This window comes from Sphingobium terrigena, assembly GCF_003591655.1.
Lineage (GTDB): Bacteria > Pseudomonadota > Alphaproteobacteria > Sphingomonadales > Sphingomonadaceae > Sphingobium > Sphingobium terrigena.
On sequence record NZ_QVRA01000014.1, the window covers coordinates 36,867 to 56,763 of the forward strand.

Here is a 19,897-nt window from a genome sequence, read left to right on the forward strand (position 1 = left end):
GGCGCACGCTCCTATGCGCTGATTAGCGTGTTTCGACATCGAACTGCTCCTCGGAAAGACGCGTCAGCCAGAAACGGCCATTTTCGATGCCGTAGCCGATGCGTAAAATGCCCCGGAATTTGCGGATTACGCCGCCGATGACACGGACCTTCTCGACCGGGACGACGATCTCATGGGCGGTCCAGCGGACCGGCTGATCGTTGCGGATGTATGTGGCGATCGACAGCGTAGGGTTGTTCGCCAGTTCGTCGAGCATGGCATTGAGACTGTCGCGCATCGCGCCATAAGCGGACGGGTGAACGAGCCCCAGCAGCTCCTGGAACTGCCGGTCGGCTGAGTAAGCCGACCAGGTACCCGACAGCGCGACGATGTTGCGCGTCATGGCGACGATATAGGCTTCGGACGGTGTGTTGCCCGAGACATGAAGATCACCCGTGGCGCCAAAGGGGACGATCACCGTCCGGGCATTCTGGTTGGTCGTGTAGATGACCACGCCCAGCACGGCGGTGACGCCGAACATGCCCGCAATGGCAACCTTGAGCAGGCGGTTTTCCTCGAACAGGTTGGCCGAGCCCTGCAGATAGCGATGGATGCCGTAGCTGGCCGGTTTGCCCAATAGCGGATCCTCCTTTGTCTTTTTGTGCCCGAACATGCCCATGGCGCTCACTCGAAGAAGCGGGTCTGGGTAGGACCCGGATAATGAGGAAAGGAAACAAGACCCCAGCGCCAGGCGAGATGGGGGAGATAGCCCCTGGGCTTGGTCCGCTTTCACGGGATGAAAAGGAGAAGGGCAGCGATGAGCGCCCAGCCGACAAGTCCGCCCACGATCGCGGCCACGAAAATACTCGAGGTCGCGAGCAGAAACTCGTCAGATCCAAACCACAGGATCTGGACGGGCCGGTGCAGATATTGCGGAAGGCGTTCGTCCATCTGCCCTTCTCCTCTTGGCTTCATGATACCTTCAAAGGTATCATCCTCCAGGAACCGACCATCGGTTCCCAGCCTGTTGCCGGTGGGGGAAGCACGTGGTCAGCCAAGTGCGCACCCCACCTTCGCGTCTCAGATGACCATCCCGAAGGTCTGGAGAATGGAGTCCGCCTTGATGAGGCAGACGGCCGCGACGATGGTCGGGATGCCGATCATGATATTCGAGAAAAGGCGCGAGACGCCGAACAGGAAGGCGGCGACGCCGCCCACAAATCCCATCGGACCTTTCACGCCCTGGTTCACGACGATATCGTATATGTCGTAACCAAGATCGCCCTGGGCGGGCGCCGAAAAGGCATGAACCGGGCCACCGACCAGGGCCATCGCGCCTAAAGGGAGGCCGACATTGGCCACCGCCAGGACCTTGTTGCCAAATTTGTGCATCATAGCATTGCTCCAAAAAAGAGCCGTCCAACCAAAGCCTGCCGGCATCGAAGCAAGATCGGTGTCGGCCGGGGCGTCGGTGGACGGCTCCATGAGCCCGCCGCCGCCGGCATCCTGGTTCATCCGCGCAGGCCAGTTGGGGCCAGGCCGGATGCCCTCCGCAAAGAGATTGTGCGTAGCCGCGATGGCGCGCGCCCGTTCAGCGCCGCGCATCGGACACTGCCTTTGCGAGCGCAGGCTTCGCGTGCCGATCGAGGAACGCTTCGAGTTCGGCCTGCTGAAAGCCCGAGATGAGCTTGCCATCCGCGATCAGCGTCGGCGTTCCTGAAACGCCCACTTTGGCGACCAGTTCAGCGTCCTCCACAACCCTGGCGCGGCCCTGCGCGCATTGGCGCAGGACAGGCGGTGTCTGGCCGGAATAGGCCGCCCGGAAGGCCGTCTCGCGATCTGTCGAGCATAGGATATGCTCGGCCTTGGCAGCAGCGGTCGGGTGGATGCCGCTCACGAAGAAGATGAGACGCCTTACCGGCTTTCCCTCTGCTGCCTTGGCGCTCCAGAAGCGGTCGAGCGCCTGGCAGTAGGGACAGTCGGGGTCGGTGAATTCGATGACCGTGGGCGCACCTGCAGGGCCGATCGCCAATGCCTTGGCAGGGTCGATGGCTTTAAGACGGCGCGTGGCACCCTGTTCCTGCGCCAGCGCGGTCAGGTTGACGCCGTTGCGGTCGTAGACCGTAGCGAACAAGAGATGCTCACTTTGCGGCGCATAGTAGATGATCCGGCCGCCAGCGGTCGCCTGATAGATTGGGCCCTCGACGGGCGCGGGACCAAATTCCTCGAAGCGCAGATTGGTGAAGGTCTGCTGAAGCTGCCTTTCCGCTTCGCCAGCCGCTTCGACGAGCTGCGCACTGGAGATAGGCTTTGAATCCTTTTGCGCATAAGCTGCATCAGGCTGAAGGAAGGCAAGCAGTGCAGCCGCACTGATCCCGCCTAACCATTTTGCTATGTTCCCGTCCCACACACGCGATCTGCCGCAAATCTGCGTTGGCGATTTGGAAGGTTTTGGCTCGCTCACAAATGGAGGGATCGCCAATCCGGAATGTCTATGCGAAAATGACATAAGCCTCCTTCATCCTGCGCGCATCGCTGCACGCCGGGTTTCGTTATGCGGTTTGGGCTGGGAGCACTGTTCAAGGGCTGTGCTCGCCGTCACCGTGTTGTTCGGATGGATGAAGGATGAAAGGTCAGATCAAGCCGCGCAATGGGCAGGGTACTGAGATGCCGATTCGGCACCTCAGTACCGAAATCGGCACCTCAGTGCCGATTTCTCCGCTTTTTTTGGTTCATTTGCCCGTCTCTATTCATCGGGACGCTGCCGCGACGGGCGCTGGCAGGCTGCGAATCATGCAGGGAGAGCGTGCATGAGGACATCGAGGACTTACAAACTCCAGTTATCGGAGAAGGGCGTCGATCAATTTCTCGCCTGCCATTGCAGGCTTGCCAGAATGACGCGCGAGTTTATTTCGTATGGAACGACTCTCCATGTCGCGATGAGCATTCTGGATGGCTGCGACCCTGCCGAGATTGTCGCAGAACTCGAATCGCCGCTTTGCGGCGCGTTGGGCGGTCCTTCATTTCGCTTTGTCGGTACGACATCCCGATTGGCTAACATCGTTGATCGCATCGCGAGCCGCCTGATCGAGAGCGGGGAATGTGGAGGTGGGGTGGCGACATGGCGACTCTATAATGTGGCGCTGATCATGTTCCTGGCTTCCGAAGATCGGGAGCTGCAAAGCGCCTATCGAAAGGCAGCGCTGATCACCTCGTAACGATGGGTAATAAGGCATCTATCCCCGCGACATGGCGCGTATCCCAATGCTTTCACTATGAAAGCGTAAAAATTTGACCTTTGGTGCGACTAACAACATTTTTGACCTGTGGGCTGTGCACGGGAGCTTTGAGCCATTGGCAGGGAGACCTTGTCATGCCGCTACAGGCGATACCCAATGCACGCGATCCCTCGGTCCTTGAGATGATCAAGCTGATGTCCGGGAGGCGCATCGAAATGAAGAGATGGGTCGAACGGATAACGCAGGAAGATTTCGCGGCGAACATAGGGATCGGCACGCGCTGGCTTCGCGAGATCGAGGCCGGCAACCCCAAGTCCCGTCTCGACGATCATTTCCGCTGTGCGCATGCGCTGGGTCTCTCGACCGGTCATCTCGTCATACCCCTGCTTTTCATGGAACACCGGCGGGTATTTCCGCGCGGGCTACTGGAAGGGGATCTCTCGAAACTGGAAACCGTCTGCATCGATGCCATCGCACAACATAATCTCGAAACGCTTTCGCGCCAGCTCTTCACGCCCGATGCAGATGCCATTCCTGATAACAAATCGGACAAGTGATTTCTTATGTCACCAGGAACGCGCCATGCTGAACAAGTCTATCTGGACCTGAAAAAAGCACTGCTTTCGGGGCGCTACGTCGGCTCTACCGATCTGTCTATTGCCGTTCTCGCCTCAGAATTCGGGACCAGCCCCTCGCCTATTCGAGACGTACTGCATCGCATGTATGGCGAACGCTTGCTTCAGGCCGGACAGCATCATGGGTTCCGCATTATCGACTGGACTCCAGAAGGATTATGCGACTGCTATACATGGCACGGTCAACTCATTCGCATGGCGCTCAAGAGCCGCGCACGCCAAAATATGCAACGTCCTATAGCCCCCGATGGTTGGGTCACTGACTACACGTCATCAGCCGCGATCGTTGGCACGGCCGAGCGGATGTTTCGCACACTTGCAGCTGCATCCCAATCAGCAGAAATTGTCGCGGCGATTGCCAACACAGGAGAACGGCTACGTTCCGTCCGACTCCGCGAGCTGGACCGTTGGCCAGACTGCGCCGACGAACTTCGTCGTGCCAATATGTTGGCAGTTTCCGGGACAGGAAAAGCACTTCTGGAGATGCTCTGGAATTATCATCGCCGCCGGATCAGGGCAGCGTCGATGCTGTGTGGATGACAGGCAAATAATTCATAACAAGAAAAATATTCAGAACATCAAGATCATGGTTCCGTGATTTTGAATGTTCGCAGATAATGATTTCACAATGAAAGCATATATTGGCGAATATATCCTTCCATCGACATAGCCTTTCTGTCGCCACGAACCGCGTGGTCAATCAGAAGGAGGCAAATATGGAACGCACATATGGCAAATCCGACGAAGCCGTCGTTGAACTGGGTGTCGCCAGCAAGGTGACAAACGGCCAGGGGCAGCGCCTCACCGACAGTCCGCAGGGGCAGTCGGCCGCGGGCATTCTCGACGACTGACAACCAAAAGTCTGGTCCGGCCGCCATGCCGGACCAGACAAGGTTTAAGGGGCCAGCGATGAATGCCGTCATCTTGAAACCGCGCGTTGGATATTGCGATATTGACGATCGCCTGGTTTTCCTGGACGTTGATCGCGATCGCTATCTCATGATAGCGCCCGAACTGGAGATGGCCGTTCGCGACCTGGTGGCTGGCCGTGTCCTTGATGCCAAAGGACTGGAGACCCTGGCTGCAACCGGCTTGTTCATATCTTCACACGCTGCAGCGGGTTCATCCCATCCTTTTTCGGGGATCAGAGCTGCCCGCGCATTGTGCGATAGAGCTGAAGTGACTTCGGACAAGCTTGCCTTCGGCGCCCATTACGTCGCTGCCTTTCTTTGTCTGGCATTCTTCCATCTTGTGGCGCGATACTGCCCGTTGAGGATGAAGATCTTCTTGGCGACATCCCTGGCGCGATCAGGGGAAAAGGCGTTATTGCCATCGAAAATTCCTGTGCTTCTTGCAGCCTTTCATAGCGCGAGCCTGGTTTTTCCCCGCAAAGATCGCTGTCTTGCCGATGCGCTCGCGTTGCACGCCTATCTTGCACTTAGCAGGTTGCGCACGACACTCGTCTTTGGCGTTCAGTTGGGGCCTTTCCAAGCGCATTGCTGGGTCCAGCATGAAGATGTGGTTCTGGGTCAGGATATTGAGACTGTCCGGGCATTTCATCCGGTGCTTGCCCTGCCATGAACACGCGCTATTCGATAATCCTGCGCCGGGGCGGAGCCATGTCATCGGAGGATATCGGGGCAGCGGAGGAATTGGCCGTCGCGTGCAGCGCGGACCTTGAAGTCCAGCGTTTCCATCATGATGGCGTCATTCTCCTGGGCGACTGTTTCTCCGACATGGACGCACCGCGCGGTCTTGAGCCTGCCTGGAACGATGACCCAATGCTGCTCGTCCAGAATTTTGTGCAGGCGCATTGGGGACGCTTCGTCATGATCGTCCAGAGCCCTGTAACACATCATACAGTCATTTATCGCGATCCGTCGGGCATGATACCCTGCTATTATGCCTCCGACGAGCACCGTGTCGCCATTGGGACGGAGGCTGCGCCCATCCTGCAGGCCTTGGACATCACGCCGCGTATCGACTGGAAAAGCATCGCCAATGGTCTGATGGCGCCGGACCTGCGCAGGCATCAAACCTGTCTGCAGGACGTAACCGAGGTTCTGCCCGGGGAGATGGTGATCCTTGACCAGGATGGAAGCCATCATCATCATCTGCTCTGGAATCCGGCCGACTTTGTGAATAATAATCTGCAATGTGATTTCGAACAGGCCAGTTACCTGTTGAAAGACGCGTTGTGCAGGGTGATGTCCACATGGATCCAGCGCTATCCCAATCCCCTCATTTCCGTGTCTGGCGGATTTGATTCATCGGTACTTGCTGCACTGTCCGCACAACATGGCCCTGTCGGCCTCATCCATTTTTATACAGCCTCGCCACTGGCTGATGAGCGTATTTATGCTGCCGCGCTTGCGGACCATCTTGAATATTCCATCAGCCCCACATTAATGTCGCCTCAGGATATGGACGTCGCCATCAATCTCTCCGTTCACAGGCCGCGCCCATCGGCACGCTCCTTCACACAGATTTTCGATCTTGCATCGGCGCAACGGGCTGCAACACGGGATCATAGTGCGCATTTTAATGGTGGCGGCGGCGATAATGTGTTCGGGAAGTTGCATTCGGCCTATCCGTTGGCTGACCGCTACAGCCATACAGGTTTCTCTCGCGCACTGGCGTCAACGGCCAAGGATATCTGCGCCGTAACCGGGACGTCCCTGCCAATGGTCTTGCGGCAGGCTTTCAAAGCCTGCCTCAGGCAAGATATGCTCGTTCCCTGGCCGATCATGACGGATCTGCTGACACCCCTTGCTCTTTCCATGCAGGATATAGATGCCCATCCTTGGCTCAACGCGGCCCACGGGGCGCCTCCCGGGGCCAGGCAGCATGTCAGGAGTATCGCGCGGGCGACGGCCTCGACCGATCATCTCAACATCTTCGACGATCGACCCACCATCTATCCGTTGCTGTCCCAGCCGATTCTGGAGCTCTGCCTGTCTTTCCCGACCTGGTTCTGGTTCACAGGAGGGCGCGACCGTGCCTTGGCCCGCGCGGCGATGGAGCCCTTTCTGCCGCCCTTGCTGACAGGTCGTGCCGGAAAGGGTGCATTTGATGGACTATTGCACCAGATCTGGATCCTGCATCGGGATACTATCATCGACGATCTGCAAAATGGCTGCCTGGCCGACCATGGCCTTGTTGATCGGGACGCGATCGGGATGCTCGGAACGGATCGGGGCGTAGCGCTTGCGACGCCTACGCGCATTCTTCACCTGCACGAGATGGAGATCTGGTGCCGGGCATGGTCGTGAAAAGCTGGAATATTCATAGCGTCAGCCGCCAGGGGTCGCGGGTAGCGGATTGAGCTGCTCCTCAAGCCATTGTATGTTGCGATCGTAGATGGCCGCGCGATGCGCCGGGTGCAGTTTGACATGCCCTTCATCGGGATAAATATACATTTCGATCGGCCATCCCCGCCGCCGCAGGTCGCGATAGGTCGCTAGGCCCATTCGAAATTCGCTGGACGCTGCCTGAATGAGAAGAGGGACCGGTCTGGCGTCAGGCGCGTCTACAAGCGAGGCTACGCGCCAGAATGGCTTTCCGGAAGCTCGCGTGGCCGGATAGCCGATGCCGATATAGAAATTGTCCAGCGCTTCGCCCGATATTTCGAGTCCGGATTCGCTCTCGCAGCATGTGCTGAGGATCGCCGCGGAAAAGAGCGTTGAATTGGCGAGCGCGAAGGTCGCTGTCACGGCGCCATCGCTCTGGCCGGTGATGGCGACGCGCAGAGGGTCGATCAGTCCTTCCAGATCCAGTTGCCTGATAACCTGTCTGAGTGAGGAGAGGACATCACGACGATCGGCAAAACCATGCATGCTTTGCCGTAAATATTCTTTTTCATTCAGTGGCTCATCTGTAGCCGGCCGCCATTGTGGGCGATTGAAGCTGAGAACGGCAAAGCCCCGCGCCGCCAGCGCCTGGATCGGATATTCATCGCCCGTGCCGCCGCGCAGGAAGCCGCGCGACTGATATTGGACGATGACCAGCGGCAATCGGTGACCGGGCGTGTAGCGGGGCGGCAGGACGAGGTCACCGAACGCTGCGACGCCCGCATCATTTCTCCATTCAAGTCGCCGAACGGTTCCCGGCTCCAGTGCGGCATATTCAGGATTGGGATCGAGCAACAGGCGTCGCGCTCCATCCCGTATGGAAATTGCGACCAGAAGCCTCGGGGTGTTCGATGCTTCCTGCGCGCAGATGATCTCGTCGCCCGCATATTGGCAGCCGAACAGGGCATCGGTGGTGCTGAGCAACCTGCGCGGCACATTGCGCCCGGGAACCCATGCGAAAAACTCTGTCAGGCTATTGCCGACGCCCGTGCGCCGCTGAAAATATAGCGTTCTGCCATCGTCCGACCACCATAGGGAATTGACCCCGCTGCACGAGGCTGTGCGACATGGTAGCGGCTTGTTCCCCATGCGGATCTGTAACCGGGACGGCGTATCGATTCCCTCATCGGCGGGCGCGCTCCAGGCCGTGCGAGAACCGCGTTGCGCAAAGGCGACGCTGGCCGATGGCCATTGAACGGCTGGATGCAAGGCCAGCTTGTCGGATGGCCGAAAGGGCTGGGTCTGCCCGGTTATGGCATCGAGCGACTGATCGATGAGCGGAACATCGGCCGAGGGGAGGGGCATGTCACTTGAAAGCGGCCAGAAGCGACCATCGTAGCGAAAACCGCTTCGTCCTTCTGCCATGATGGCGTCCCGTGCTGCCGGTAAATCCCGACGACTGGCATAGAGCAGCCGCTCACCATCATCCGACCATGACAGTGCTTCAACATCGACAGGGCTGCTCGACAGCCGCCTGGACTTAAAGCCAACAAGATCATGGATCCAGATTTCCGACCGGTCGGGAAAGGACTTGGTATAGGCAAGCAGCCTGCCGACCGGGTTCCAGGCGATCAGGGCAGGCTTGGGCGTGCCGAGCGGAAGGTCCGTCACACCATAACGGGTGGAGGTGGACGCAATAATCATACCCGCGTCATCGATGATATATGGTTTGCCCCCGCCTCTGACGGGCATGAGGACCAGCGCGGTGCAATAACTGTCGGTAGCCGGGTCGGCCTGGCGCAATTGCAGCGCCGCAAACCGCCTGTCTGGCGAGAGCGCGAACGGTGCAGGCGCGTTGCCAAGGCCAAGCCCACCAAAGTCCCTCAACCGCATCAGGTCGTTGGCACCAATGGCCCTTTCTTCTCCCACAGTATGAAGGTCAGGAAGGCGGCACTGGCGTGTTTCTGCTCTCGCTTGGGCAATCCCCAGGAGGGACAGGAAGACCAAGGCGCCAGTTGAACGCCAATTGCGCGAAAGCCCTCTCTCCGCGATTGCGACAAAGTGCGGCCGCTGCCTCGTAGCTGGCATTGTCGACACCCTCACCAGTCTTTAGAGATGGTGAGGCTGACAAAGCGCCCGACCGGCGAGAAATTCGTAGAATCGTAATTCACATAATAGCTGTAGCCCCCGCTCGGCCTTGCATAGGGAGGGCGTTTGTTGGAGACGTTCTGCGCGCTCAATTGCAGCGTCAATCCGCCAAGAACAGGCTGACTATCGGGAAGTGCGAAGCGGGCGGAAAGATCGAGTGTCGTTTGTGAAGCTATTTTCAGCGACGGTGTGATCCGGTTGTCTTCAAGACCGCCGCTATGGTTGAGATAGGCAGCAAACGTCCATTTCTGGTCCGTCCATATTGCGCTGCCTCTGGCTCTGAGACGGGGCGGATTGAAGATTGTTCCCGCAAGAACGATTTCTCCCGCGTCGTCACTCGTCTTTTGTTTCGACCACAGCCATGAGGCGTTGCCGCTGACCGTCAGCGATGAAAGCCCTTTTAATGCAATTTCATATTGGGCCGACAGGTCGATGCCCTGCACCGATTGCCGTGCGGCATTGACGTAGCGATCATAGAGGATGGCGATGGTCTGGCTGAGTCCGGTGCCGCCGCTATAATCATAATATTTGGATGCTGCAGATATGATGCGCTGTAGTTGCTCGCTGGATGGATCATAGGCGACAAAGGCGGCATAGGCCGGATCGGAAAGCGCATTGAACAGCGCCGCGCCCGAGACAGGCTGGACGATGCGGTCGAGATAGGTGACGTGGAAGTAGCTTACCGACGCTCTGAACCTGTCGAGGGCGGGCGGGTGAATATCGAGCGTTGCCGACCATGTTTCGGCTTTTTCCGGTTTGAGATCGACACTGCCGCCATAGTCGATCAGCACGGTCGAACCCGCTGGAAAAGCCGATCCGCCCAAGAGGCCGGCAGAATAGAGATAGGCTTCGCGCTGCTGGAATTGTTGGGAAAGGGTAGGGGCCTTGAATGAACGTCCCCAGCTTGCCTTTAAATCGAAAGCGCGGTTTGGCCCGTAAATGAGACCGAGCTTGGGAACGGCGACAGACGCCATGCCGAGATAATTTTCATAGCGTATAGCTCCGTTCAATATCAGGCGATGGGCAAGTCGGTTGCCATCCTCCGGCGCGACAAGCGGCAAGGCCGCTTCGGCAAAGCCGTAATAGCTGTTGACCGATCCGGCATCGAGCGGAACGCCCGAAGGCGCATAACTATAGCTGTTGTAACGATAGCCCGCGCCAATCACCAGATCGATGGGGCGCGCGGCAATTCCCTTCAGACTGCCGGAGGCGTAGCCTTCGACATTGACCAGCTTGTTGAGATAATGTCCCCAGGACCGATAATCGATCGCGCCATCCTGGAAGGCTTGTTCATCATATTGAGATTTGCTCTGCCCATAGGTGCCGGAAAGAGTGAGCTTCCATCCCGGCGCCAGCCCTGCCCGCAGTGATGGGGTCACGGAGTAGGACGTGACGGCGGGCCGCTCTTCATATGCCAGGCCATAGTCCGTGACATAGGACATGAATGAATTGCGTCGGCTGTAGGTGGCATCGAGAAGCATCTCGACATCGCGAGCAACGCCCTGACGCAACGCGATAACGGCGCTGTTCTGCACGGTCCGAGGGTAAAGCGTGTTTTTGTCTGGCATATAGTCTGTGTAAGAGCGATCACCGGAATAGATGGCGCTGTTGCTTTGGTGGCCATAAGCCGCAATCAGGCTGCCTGATCCCCAATCCTTGCCTCCAACGGCGCTATATTGCTGCTGGAAATCGCCGCCATTGGTTGCGCCGCCCAAGGTCGCAGCCACAGAGGCACCATCATATCCCTGTTTGAGGACGATATTGACCACGCCGCCGACGGCGTCGGACCCGTAGATCGCCGACGCCCCGTCAGCAACAATGTCCATTCGTTCGACAGCGGCCAGAGGAATGGCACCAAGATCGACGGCTTGGACGAAAGAGCCATAAGACAGGCGGTGGCCGTTGAGCAATGTCAGTGTGGCGTCTCCACCCAACCCGCGAAGATTGGCGGTGGAGCTGGAGTCGATATTCTGATTGTTGATCCCGCTGGCACCCCAGCCCACGCCGGGATTCTGCCCACCTCCAAAATTTTGAGGAACGGAGCGGATCGCCTGGCCCAGGTCGGTCTGACCGGCCAGTTTGATTTGATCTCCATCCAACTGCAGCATGGGGGACGCGGACGGGGCAGATTTAAGACGGGTTCCGGTGATGACGAGCTCGTTTTCGCCGTTTCCCGTTGCATCATTTCTGGCTGCAGCGGTCGTGTCCTGCACGATGAGCGCGCCATCGGTGATTTGGGCTGTGAGTTTCGTGCCGGCAAGCAGCAGGCGCGCGGCATCCTCGATCGTATGGCGCCCGGTCAGGCGACCTGATTGCCGACCTCGCAGCGGATCTGCTGGCGCGGAAAACTCCAGTCCTCCCTGGCGCGCGACCTCCCGCAGCGCTCCAGTCAAAGATTGCGCGGGGATATCGAATGTTATCGCTTTGTCTGCTTGCGCCTTGGCGGGTGAACCTATGAGCAACGCACCGGCTGCAATACCTACAAGTAAACCGCCACGAACCGTTCGCATGTCTATCCCCCAGTTTCATGAGAGGCGCATCGAATGATGCGCTCGAAGGGGCAGACGGGAAGAATTTCAAAACGAGCGGCGGTGGCGCTATCTTTTTAGAACGATCCTGTCTGCGCCCTGAATCTCAACCATCAGACCGAGCGAACGCGCGAGATGCTTTGCGACCGTTTCCGGGTTGCGGATGTGAAGATCGGCGCTCACGCGCATCGAGGCAACTTCCGGCGTGGCAGCGATCAACTGGACGCTCGAATAGAGGTTCACCTCCGCCAGTATCGAACCTACCGTTTCATCCTCATAGCTTTTCACACCGGTCACCCACTGTCCTTCATTTTTCGGCGCACGGTCGGGGACGATGGAAGCGGCCTGTGCGATGGACGGCAAATAGCGCATTCTTTCACCGGGCTTGAGATATTGCTTGTTCGCAGCCAGATACAGCCGTTGTGTGGCGCATGGTGGCGAAACGGTCACTTGCCCCTCAAACAACACAACCTTCATTTCGCAGCGACTGCGTCGCTCGACGTCGAAAACAGTTCCCAGCGCCGTGGTAGCCCCGCCATCGGCGACTACCGTGAAGGGGCGTGACCGATCATGCGCTACTATGAAATGGACCCGGCCATGATCAAGTTCGAGATCGCGTCGATCCGGTCGCATCCAGACCAGCAGGCGGCTATTTGTGTCGAGCGTCACGACGGAACCGTCGGCGAGCGTGACGTCGCGGACTTCACCCCTTTTGGTAGTCAGTACAAGCGGAGTGTCCGGCGTGGTATTGGTTTCGCCTGCGAGGTCATGGTGCTGAGTGGAGTTGCCCTCGTTCTTCTTCAGGCCAAGGCTGGCTCCCACGGCAATCAGGCCAACGACCGACGCGGCCATCGCCAATTTCAAAAGCCGTTGACGCGCGCGAATGCGCCTCGCCGCTGGATCAAGACGGGTCAAGGCAGCTTCGGCTTTATCGAACGCGGCCCGGCGCTCGGGATCCTTGTTACACCAACGCATTGCCGCAGCGCGCGTAGTGGGATCACGTAGCGCTTCCAGAGCGAGGAGTCTGGCCTGATCCTCAATGGAAAATTCGCCATCGTGCTCCTGCGTCATCGGTTCGCCATCCTTGTCATCAGATGGTCCAATGTCTTCAGCATCTTCCTCTTTACCGCCCACTCGCTCAGCCCGATGCGTTTTCCGATATCGCGGAAGCTATAGCCGTCAACGCGATTGAGGAGAAATATTTCTCGATCGATGGGGTCCAGATCAAGCAAGAGCTTGTCACAGAAGGCGAGGTCGTCGCGGGCCGCCAAGGCGCGATGCGGGTCTCCATGCACAGGGATTTCCGCGGCATCCGATATCGGACTCTTCAGCTTGTCCACCCGCGTCGATGAGCGGTCCGCCCAGTCACGCAGCAAGTTCGTTGCTATGCGCCGGAGATACCCCTGGGGCGAGGATAGCATGCGAGCGGTGCCGCTCCGTACGAAACGAAGAAAGGTCTCCTGCGCGAGTTCGTCGGCCTCAGCCCGCGACACCGAATTGCGGTGAAAGTAGCGCACCAGCCGCGGATTTTCTTCGTGATAGAGGCGGACGATAAGATCATGGTCGTCGGACGCTTGCATTGCTTCACTGCGGGATCGACCGTCACTTGGCATGGCGGGCGCTCCCATGCGACGGATATCGCCATTTCAGTATTATGCTGACACCGCAGACTTTCGTCGCAGCGACCTCAACGCATTGATTGACCGGTTGTCTAGTTCGCCTCATCCGCCGCACCTATGTCCACTCGGGGCGACGGCCGAAGCCGGATGTTAGTAACCTGCTAGTCACAGGCGCATGCGCCTTTACCGTTGCCGGCTGGACATGCGCGCATGCCACCCGGCCCCCAGTAAAACTGTGACCGAGCAATGACTAGAGGGGTTACTAAGCCCCGCTTCCGGGCTTTCTCCGGAAGCGGGGCTACCTTGCCGGATTTGCCCGGCAGCGCAACCCCCTAAGAAACCCATTGTGACGTTTTTGCGAACCGGATTAGCCGCTGAACGAAGGGGTGAGCGACTGCCCGCTGCGCGGGTATCGCGCTCGTGTCGGCACGGCCTGCCGCCGCGCCGACTTGACTCCGCTATGCCGATCCCGGCCCTCCGGACGGTGATCGCTGTCGCGGCGGCGAGGGCGAAGTGTGAAGCTGGGAAGTGGCGAGGGGAAAGGAGGTGGCGGACAGGCAGGATACGTGATGCCTTCCGCACGGGCAATAGCATTGTCGCGGGGCACTAGGAGGGAAGGGAGAGGGGGGAAGTGTCCCGGAAGGGACTACCCGATTTGCGGAGTGTCCTGCTGTGACCTTTCTACCTGTCCTGCGCCAGACGTTGGCGAAATTGATTTTATGCGCTCAAAACTTGGCGGACGATGACCGTTGCTGCGCGCGGATTGACCGCTATCTCGATACTGTTGATCTGCGGATGATGGCTGCGCCGATCGGCGTGGGCGGCGGCGAGGAAGCTGCGCGGATCAGGCAAGTCGTCGCCAAAATGGAGCCGCTGACACGTAGTATACTCATTCTTGTAGTCGGACGAAAAATGAGCGTGGCGGAAGTATCACGGCGTTTTGGAATGTGCGAGGAGCGGGTGTGTCGACATTACCGGGCGGCGGTGTGCGAGGTGGCGGCGCGGAAGGGTGCGAGGTAATCCTCGGCTCGCCTGCTGGGCAGTCAGACGGCAAGGAATGGGACTTTGCCGAAAGTCGGCTTCAGAATCAGAAGTTGAGGAAAGCCGACATTAATTCGCGCTTCCACGGCCAACCAACCAGCGGCGGCAATACGCCCTAATAGCGGTCGTTCGAGGCTGCGTTCGGCAGTCCTATAAATCGCCGATTCCCGCACCGTCAGGCAATGGCTGATCCGCCGGAGTCTGCGCGACTTTACGGGCCCTACGGGCATCAGACCGCCCGACTCACCTCTTAACCGGCTGTTCTGCCGAATTCGTTTTCAACCCAACACGATCGCTTATTTCGGACTAACCACGGATAATATAGCTTGGGTGCGCGCGGCTGGCGACCAAACGGAAACAGATCCAAGTTCTTGAGGACTCGGCGGCAATTTTATGCGTCCAGTTTGGATGAGAAGAAATTCCGCTCTCTGTTCACAATCAGCGGTAGCAGAGTTAATGTGACTACTCGGCGAGTGCGCGGGTCGCTGTTCATCGCAGTAGCGGGTCCGGGATGCGACCATTCTTGCATCCCACAGACGGGGTGAGTTGCAAGACACATGATTCCTGATCAAATCTCCGACGCGCTCGCCCAAGGAACGGGCGATCCCAAAGATGGGGTTGGTCTTTGCCTCTCGGGCGGTGGCTATCGCGCGATGCTGTTTCATGTCGGTTCGCTTTGGCGCCTTGCAGAGCTGGACGCGCTGCGCGATCTCACTCGGATCTCCAGCGTATCTGGAGGGTCGATTACGGCCGGGGTGCTCGCACTCGCCTGGCCAAAGCTGCTGGCCGAAGGACTGCCGGCCTTCATTCGCGATGTAGCTGGACCGGTACGCAAGCTGGCAAGCGTGACTATCGACGAGCGAGCCATCCTTGGCGGGATCGTGCTCCCGGGCAGCATCTCTGCCTATGTCGCCAGGGCATATGCAAAGCATCTGTTCGGCGATGCCACGCTCCAGCACCTGCCCGAAGAGCCTCGGTTCATCTTCAATGCGACAAATCTCGAGACTGGTTCGCTATTCCGCTTCACCCGACGGGAAATTCGCGACTGGCGGGTAGGGAGGATCCCCGCCCCTGAGGTCAAGCTCGCGGATGCAGTCGCGGCCTCCTCGGCCTTCCCTCCCATCCTGTCGCCATTCATCCTGGACGTTGCGCCGGGAGACTTCGACGATCCGTTGCCGGGCGAGCTATCGGCTGACGCATTTCGCAGCGATATATCGCTCACCGATGGGGGCGTTTACGACAATCTCGGCCTCCAGCAGGTGTGGGGGCGTTGCCGGACCGTGCTCGTGTCGGACGCCGGCGGCCATATCGCGGATGACCCCTCGCCACCTGGCGACTGGGCACGCCAGTCGACCCGGGTGCTCGAAGTGATCGACCAGCAGGTGCGCAACCTTCGCATGATCCAGGTAGTGGGTTCGCTCAAGGAGAAGAAGCGCCTCGGCGCCTTTTGGAGCGTGCGCACCGATATCGCCGACTATACGCTTGCCGATGCGCTCGCGTGCCCGGTTGAGGAAACGACGCGGCTGGCGGCGGTACCAACACGACTGCGGCGCCTGGAGGCACGCCAGCAGGAACGCCTGATCAACTGGGGCTATGCCGTCGCCGACGCAGGCATCCGCCGATACTGGCAACCGCAGGCCGCGATTCCCGCGGGATTCCCCTATCCCGAGGCGGGCATCGGCTGATGGCCGATGATCCCGCCCTGATATTCGCCGACAACGCAGATCGCGCGGGAACGCATGTGCTGCTCATCGGGATCGGGGATTATCCATGGCTCGAGGATGGGAGCGAATATGATCCCATGGAGCATGAGGAGAACGCGATGGGGATGGGCCAACTGGCCGCTCCTTCTACCTCGGTCCGTCGGCTGGCGGACTGGTTCCTCGATCATTTCGTCAACGAGGACCGAGAACTTGCCAGCCTCTCGATGATCCTTTCCGAGCCGCAGCCATCGACCTACGCGCATTTGCGTCGGACGACACCGCAATGCGACCTGCCAAGAGGCAGCGCGGCCGAAGTCGCCGAGGCGGCCAAGCAGTGGATCAAGCGCGCCTCCAAGCGGCGTGACAATAGCGTGGTGATCGCCTTCTGCGGCCATGGTGTTCATTCGGGCAATCCCGTGCTGCTCTGCCGCGATTATGGTCACAATACGGAAAACCGGTTTGAGGGAGCCATCGACTTCGAGCAGTTCAGGATCGCCCTTGCCACCCGGCAGCCCGACACGCAGCTGCTTCTTATCGATGCGTGCCGCACGCCGGACCTGGAGGCTGACCTGTTGGGCCAGGTGGCGCCCGGCAATCCGCTGCTGGCGCTCAAGAGCCTGACTGAGCGGGACAATGCACCCGCCGTGCAGAGCGTTCATTTCGCGACCTCGCTCTACACGCAGGCCTGGGGTCGCGAGGATGGAGCCAGCCTGTTCACCGAGGCCCTGCTTAAGGCTCTCAACGGGGGCGCCGCCGACAACATGTCGGATTGGTGGGTGACGACCGGCCGCTTGCACACCGTGCTCAACACCTACCTGCAGCGCCTTGCCTCGTCGGCTGGCGTCATCCAGAGACCGGCGGCACAGACACAGGAATTTCGGCTTCACAAACCAAAGGAAATCGGCGTCGATCTCTATGTGTCGTGCAAGGAACCGGCGATCTGGCTCGAGAAGATACGCATCGAGGCTTTGCGCAAGGGCAATCTGGCCGAGAAGTTCGACCATCTGCCGCCCGAAGACCCTGCGCATCCGCCTCCCGCCGAATGCGTCATGCGGCTCGTAAATCCGAGCCAGAACCCGGCGGACGTGCTGTACGATATCTGCGCCCGCTTTGACGCACAGTCGCAATTTGCCGACTGCAGCCAGCAGATCATCGCCTACCCTCCCACCGTCGGATGCGACCTTCCCGTGAGCAAGCGACAATGATGATCACGCCGTCGGGCATCACGATCAGCTTTGGTGGCGCACGCGGACGGGCCGACGACAGCCAGACTGTCGTGGCTCGCATTTACGGGTTCGCGCAAGACGGGCAAGGCGATCCGATCGCCCGTGAAATGGTTGTTCCAGCTGGAACGCGTGTCGAGCAGGACCTGCCACAAGGGCTCTATAATGTGGAACTGACCCTACCTTCGGGCCGGATCATCCAGCGCAACGTCCGCATTGACGAGGCCTCGAACGAGACCTACGAGTTTTTCGACGATTTCGCCAAGCCAGCCGGATTCAGCCTCCAGGAGTCGGTCGGCCGCGACGTAGGCGCCATCTTTGATCGTGCCCTGGCGTCCCGGGAAGTAAGCGACCGGTCGCTGTACCACTCGGCCTTCGCCAAGGTGAATTCAGCGCGCGGGATCCGGGGCCGGAGCCAGCTGCCGGATGCTACGATCGGAACCGACAAAACGGGCACCGGCTTCGATCCAGCGCAACAGCCCCCTATTCGTGTCGTCGAACCAACCGTCTCCGTTGGGGTCGGAACCCACGTTGCGCTCTGCGGAAAGATCCTAGACGACGATGCCTGGGACGTTGCCCAACCAAAGGAGCGGCGCGCTGGGACTGCGATCTGGCACTTCACGCACGGTGCTGCACATCCACCAGATCCCGCGACCCGTCGCTGGGCACGTGTAACTTTCTCTTCAGGAGCCATCGAGGTCGCCAGTTTGCCATTGCCGTGGTTTTGCATGGCCTCGGGCGCTTTCGTGCCCGTCGAGATGCTCGTCGATCCGGCCCGCGTCGAGGGCGCCGCGACTAGTCTTGCAGTCCATGATGAACGGCTGGCCGGCCTGCTCGCCTTTCTGGACAAGGGCCAGGCTGTAGCTGCCGGTCCCATGCTGCAGTCGCTTGAAGCGGACAACCTGATCGAGCAAACCATCTATGCCAAGACAAGCAATCCCCTGGCAGCATGTGCGGCAGCCTATGTTGGCCTTGCCGTCTATCCGCCCGATGAGCGCGAACAATGGGACATGTGGCTGGGTAATTGCATGAAGCGCTTCCCCGGTGTGCCGGATTCTGCGATCGTCCATGCCCGGCGACTGGTGTTGCGACCGACATCCCGAGAGAGCAACGCCGAGGCGGCCGAGGCTCTGCGCCGCGCTTGTGATGCAGGCGTTCCGTTCTTCAGCGCCGGCGTCGGACTGCTGAGGGAAATGCTGGTGCTGCTGTCCACGGACTTCCCAGACCTAGCACCACTAGCCGACCAGGCTGCGCGCCTCGCCGCACGGGTTGACGCTCAACAGGCCTTCACTGTCCTACGCTTTGCGCCTCAAAGCACCAGGAAGAAATGAGCGTCTTTCGCCTCACCATGCTGCCCGCAAGCGAGGGCGACTGTCTGATCCTGAGCTATGGGCCGTCCGAGAAGGAGCTTCGGCACATCGTGGTCGATGGTGGGCGCAAGGCAACCTGGCCAGCGCTCTCGGACCGGCTCAAGACCATCGCGGCGCGCGGAGAACAGGTTGAGCTGTTGCTCCTGACCCATATCGACGCCGATCACATCGATGGCCTGCTTGAACTGGCCGAGGACCCGGCGCCGCCTCTGATTCCCAAGGCGGTCTGGTACAATGGCTTCGATCAGCTGGGGACCCTTACCCCTGCTGGAGGGCTCCAACCTTTCGGTTTCCGGGCTGGTGACGACTATAGCAAGGCATTGGCCAAGCTTGGCTGGCCGGTGAACGCCGCGTTCGGCGGAAATGCGATATTCCTCGATGGCAAGCCTGAGCCTTTCGACTTTGCCGGCCTCACGTTGACGCTCCTGTCGCCTGACACAGGAAAGCTGGAAGCTTTGCGAACGCAATGGCAAAAATGGCGCGATCCCAAGCCCGCTGCCGGTCCGGGCACGGTGGCGGCTGCCGGGATCGAGGCATTTGGCAAGCGCCCCTTCCCCGCCGTGCTCGACGTCGAAAAGCTCTACAAGGCGAGTAGCCTCGATAAGACCGCGCCGAATGGTTCCAGTATCGCGATCATCGCGGAATATGCAGGCCGGCGGGTGCTTCTGGGCGCCGATGCCCATCCTGACCTGATTCTCAAGAGCCTCGAGGCGCTGATGGACGGGCATGGCCCTTGTCACATCGACCTCGTCAAACTGCCCCATCATGGCAGCCGCGCGAACGTCACCAAGGAAATACTGGAGCTTCTCGATTGCGGCCGCTTCGCGATCTCGACCAGCGGCGCCGTCTTCGGCCACCCCGATCCCGAAGCGATCGCCAGGATCCTGAAGTTCTGCCCGGTCGATGAGCGCATCCTATACTTCAATTATGCGAGCGAGCGTACCACACCCTGGAATGCCGAGGATCTGAGAACCCAGTACAACTATTCCTGCGCATTCCCTTCGGACCCGGCGGGAGGGATTTCCATAGATGTCTAGGTCGACGGATGATCGGCGGACGCGCGATACGAAGCCATTGAGAGACAAGCTTTGCCGTATTGCGCTTTATGGCGCGCAGATGCCC

Annotated in this window: 18 protein-coding genes and 1 pseudogene; 11 read left to right on the top strand and 8 right to left on the bottom strand. The window is 59.5% G+C overall.

All coding sequences use genetic code 11. From position 1 onward, the window contains the following. Nucleotides 1-22: 22 nt before the first annotated feature. The 4 genes and pseudogenes from D0Z70_RS15375 to D0Z70_RS15390 form a co-directional block, all read right to left on the bottom strand. Complete coding sequence (locus D0Z70_RS15375; protein ID WP_373444015.1) at nucleotides 23-652, bottom strand: TraE/TraK family type IV conjugative transfer system protein; 630 nt, start codon at nucleotides 650-652, stop codon at nucleotides 23-25. An 11-nt stretch (nucleotides 653-663) separates the two neighbouring features. Beyond that, nucleotides 664-930: pseudogene (locus tag D0Z70_RS15380) on the bottom strand (type IV conjugative transfer system protein TraL). A 129-nt stretch (nucleotides 931-1,059) separates the two neighbouring features. Next, on the bottom strand, nucleotides 1,060-1,374 hold the full coding sequence (locus tag D0Z70_RS25415) for a hypothetical protein (protein ID WP_026149605.1): 315 nt from the start codon (nucleotides 1,372-1,374) through the stop codon (nucleotides 1,060-1,062). Between the two features lie 196 nt (nucleotides 1,375-1,570). Beyond that, complete coding sequence (locus D0Z70_RS15390; RefSeq protein WP_411779031.1) at nucleotides 1,571-2,389, bottom strand: DsbC family protein; 819 nt, start codon at nucleotides 2,387-2,389, stop codon at nucleotides 1,571-1,573. A gap of 484 nt (nucleotides 2,390-2,873) precedes the next feature. Between D0Z70_RS15390 and D0Z70_RS15395 the strand changes: the two genes are divergently transcribed. From D0Z70_RS15395 to D0Z70_RS15420, 6 genes are all read left to right on the top strand, one after another. Further along, entirely contained in the window at nucleotides 2,874-3,197 is a 324-nt protein-coding gene (locus D0Z70_RS15395) for a hypothetical protein (protein ID WP_239018943.1), read from the top strand. Between the two features lie 155 nt (nucleotides 3,198-3,352). Beyond that, nucleotides 3,353-3,775 carry a helix-turn-helix domain-containing protein gene (locus D0Z70_RS15400; protein WP_119747995.1) on the top strand — a complete coding sequence of 141 codons (423 nt, stop codon included), beginning with the start codon at nucleotides 3,353-3,355 and terminating at the stop codon, nucleotides 3,773-3,775. A 6-nt stretch (nucleotides 3,776-3,781) separates the two neighbouring features. Next, nucleotides 3,782-4,393, top strand: a complete 612-nt coding sequence (locus D0Z70_RS15405; protein WP_119747997.1) for a GntR family transcriptional regulator — start codon at nucleotides 3,782-3,784, stop codon at nucleotides 4,391-4,393. A gap of 176 nt (nucleotides 4,394-4,569) precedes the next feature. Further along, a complete protein-coding gene (locus tag D0Z70_RS25700; protein ID WP_275402220.1) occupies nucleotides 4,570-4,704 on the top strand; it encodes a hypothetical protein in 135 nt (44 codons plus the stop codon). Between the two features lie 58 nt (nucleotides 4,705-4,762). Continuing rightward, nucleotides 4,763-5,434 (top strand): lasso peptide biosynthesis B2 protein, encoded by a 672-nt coding sequence (locus D0Z70_RS15415; RefSeq protein WP_182913980.1) that lies wholly within the window; start codon nucleotides 4,763-4,765, stop codon nucleotides 5,432-5,434. Next, nucleotides 5,431-7,125, top strand: a complete 1,695-nt coding sequence (locus D0Z70_RS15420) for an asparagine synthase-related protein (RefSeq protein WP_239018944.1) — start codon at nucleotides 5,431-5,433, stop codon at nucleotides 7,123-7,125. Before D0Z70_RS15415 ends, D0Z70_RS15420 begins: the two co-directional genes overlap by 4 nt. Nucleotides 7,126-7,146: 21 nt before the next feature. On the opposite strand, the gene D0Z70_RS15425 is transcribed toward D0Z70_RS15420, so the two are convergent. From D0Z70_RS15425 to D0Z70_RS15440, 4 genes are all read right to left on the bottom strand, one after another. Further along, nucleotides 7,147-9,072, bottom strand: coding sequence for an Atxe2 family lasso peptide isopeptidase (locus D0Z70_RS15425; RefSeq protein WP_182913981.1), 1,926 nt, complete (start codon nucleotides 9,070-9,072; stop codon nucleotides 7,147-7,149). Nucleotides 9,073-9,242: 170 nt separating this feature from the next. Continuing rightward, nucleotides 9,243-11,684, bottom strand: coding sequence for a TonB-dependent receptor plug domain-containing protein (locus tag D0Z70_RS15430; RefSeq protein WP_239018945.1), 2,442 nt, complete (start codon nucleotides 11,682-11,684; stop codon nucleotides 9,243-9,245). Between the two features lie 204 nt (nucleotides 11,685-11,888). Continuing rightward, nucleotides 11,889-12,953 (bottom strand): FecR family protein, encoded by a 1,065-nt coding sequence (locus D0Z70_RS15435; RefSeq protein ID WP_239018946.1) that lies wholly within the window; start codon nucleotides 12,951-12,953, stop codon nucleotides 11,889-11,891. Next, a complete protein-coding gene (locus D0Z70_RS15440; RefSeq protein WP_239018947.1) occupies nucleotides 12,887-13,447 on the bottom strand; it encodes an RNA polymerase sigma factor in 561 nt (186 codons plus the stop codon). The genes D0Z70_RS15435 and D0Z70_RS15440 overlap by 67 nt, the downstream gene beginning before the upstream one ends. 663 nt (nucleotides 13,448-14,110) lie before the next feature. Here D0Z70_RS15440 and D0Z70_RS15445 point away from each other — a divergent pair. The 5 genes from D0Z70_RS15445 to D0Z70_RS15465 all read left to right on the top strand — a co-directional run bounded on the left by D0Z70_RS15445 (nucleotide 14,111) and on the right by D0Z70_RS15465 (nucleotide 19,812). Continuing rightward, entirely contained in the window at nucleotides 14,111-14,458 is a 348-nt protein-coding gene (locus tag D0Z70_RS15445) for a sigma-70 RNA polymerase sigma factor region 4 domain-containing protein (protein ID WP_220475653.1), read from the top strand. 578 nt (nucleotides 14,459-15,036) lie between these two features. Further along, complete coding sequence (locus tag D0Z70_RS15450) at nucleotides 15,037-16,164, top strand: patatin-like phospholipase family protein (protein ID WP_119748009.1); 1,128 nt, start codon at nucleotides 15,037-15,039, stop codon at nucleotides 16,162-16,164. Further along, on the top strand, nucleotides 16,164-17,387 hold the full coding sequence (locus D0Z70_RS15455; RefSeq protein WP_119748011.1) for a caspase family protein: 1,224 nt from the start codon (nucleotides 16,164-16,166) through the stop codon (nucleotides 17,385-17,387). The genes D0Z70_RS15450 and D0Z70_RS15455 overlap by 1 nt, the downstream gene beginning before the upstream one ends. Beyond that, the gene (locus D0Z70_RS15460) at nucleotides 17,384-18,736 is read left to right on the top strand and encodes a hypothetical protein (protein WP_119748013.1); all 1,353 of its coding nucleotides are present in this window, start codon (nucleotides 17,384-17,386) and stop codon (nucleotides 18,734-18,736) included. Before D0Z70_RS15455 ends, D0Z70_RS15460 begins: the two co-directional genes overlap by 4 nt. Next, complete coding sequence (locus D0Z70_RS15465) at nucleotides 18,733-19,812, top strand: ComEC/Rec2 family competence protein (protein WP_119748016.1); 1,080 nt, start codon at nucleotides 18,733-18,735, stop codon at nucleotides 19,810-19,812. The genes D0Z70_RS15460 and D0Z70_RS15465 overlap by 4 nt, the downstream gene beginning before the upstream one ends. The last annotated feature ends 85 nt before the right edge of the window (nucleotides 19,813-19,897 follow it).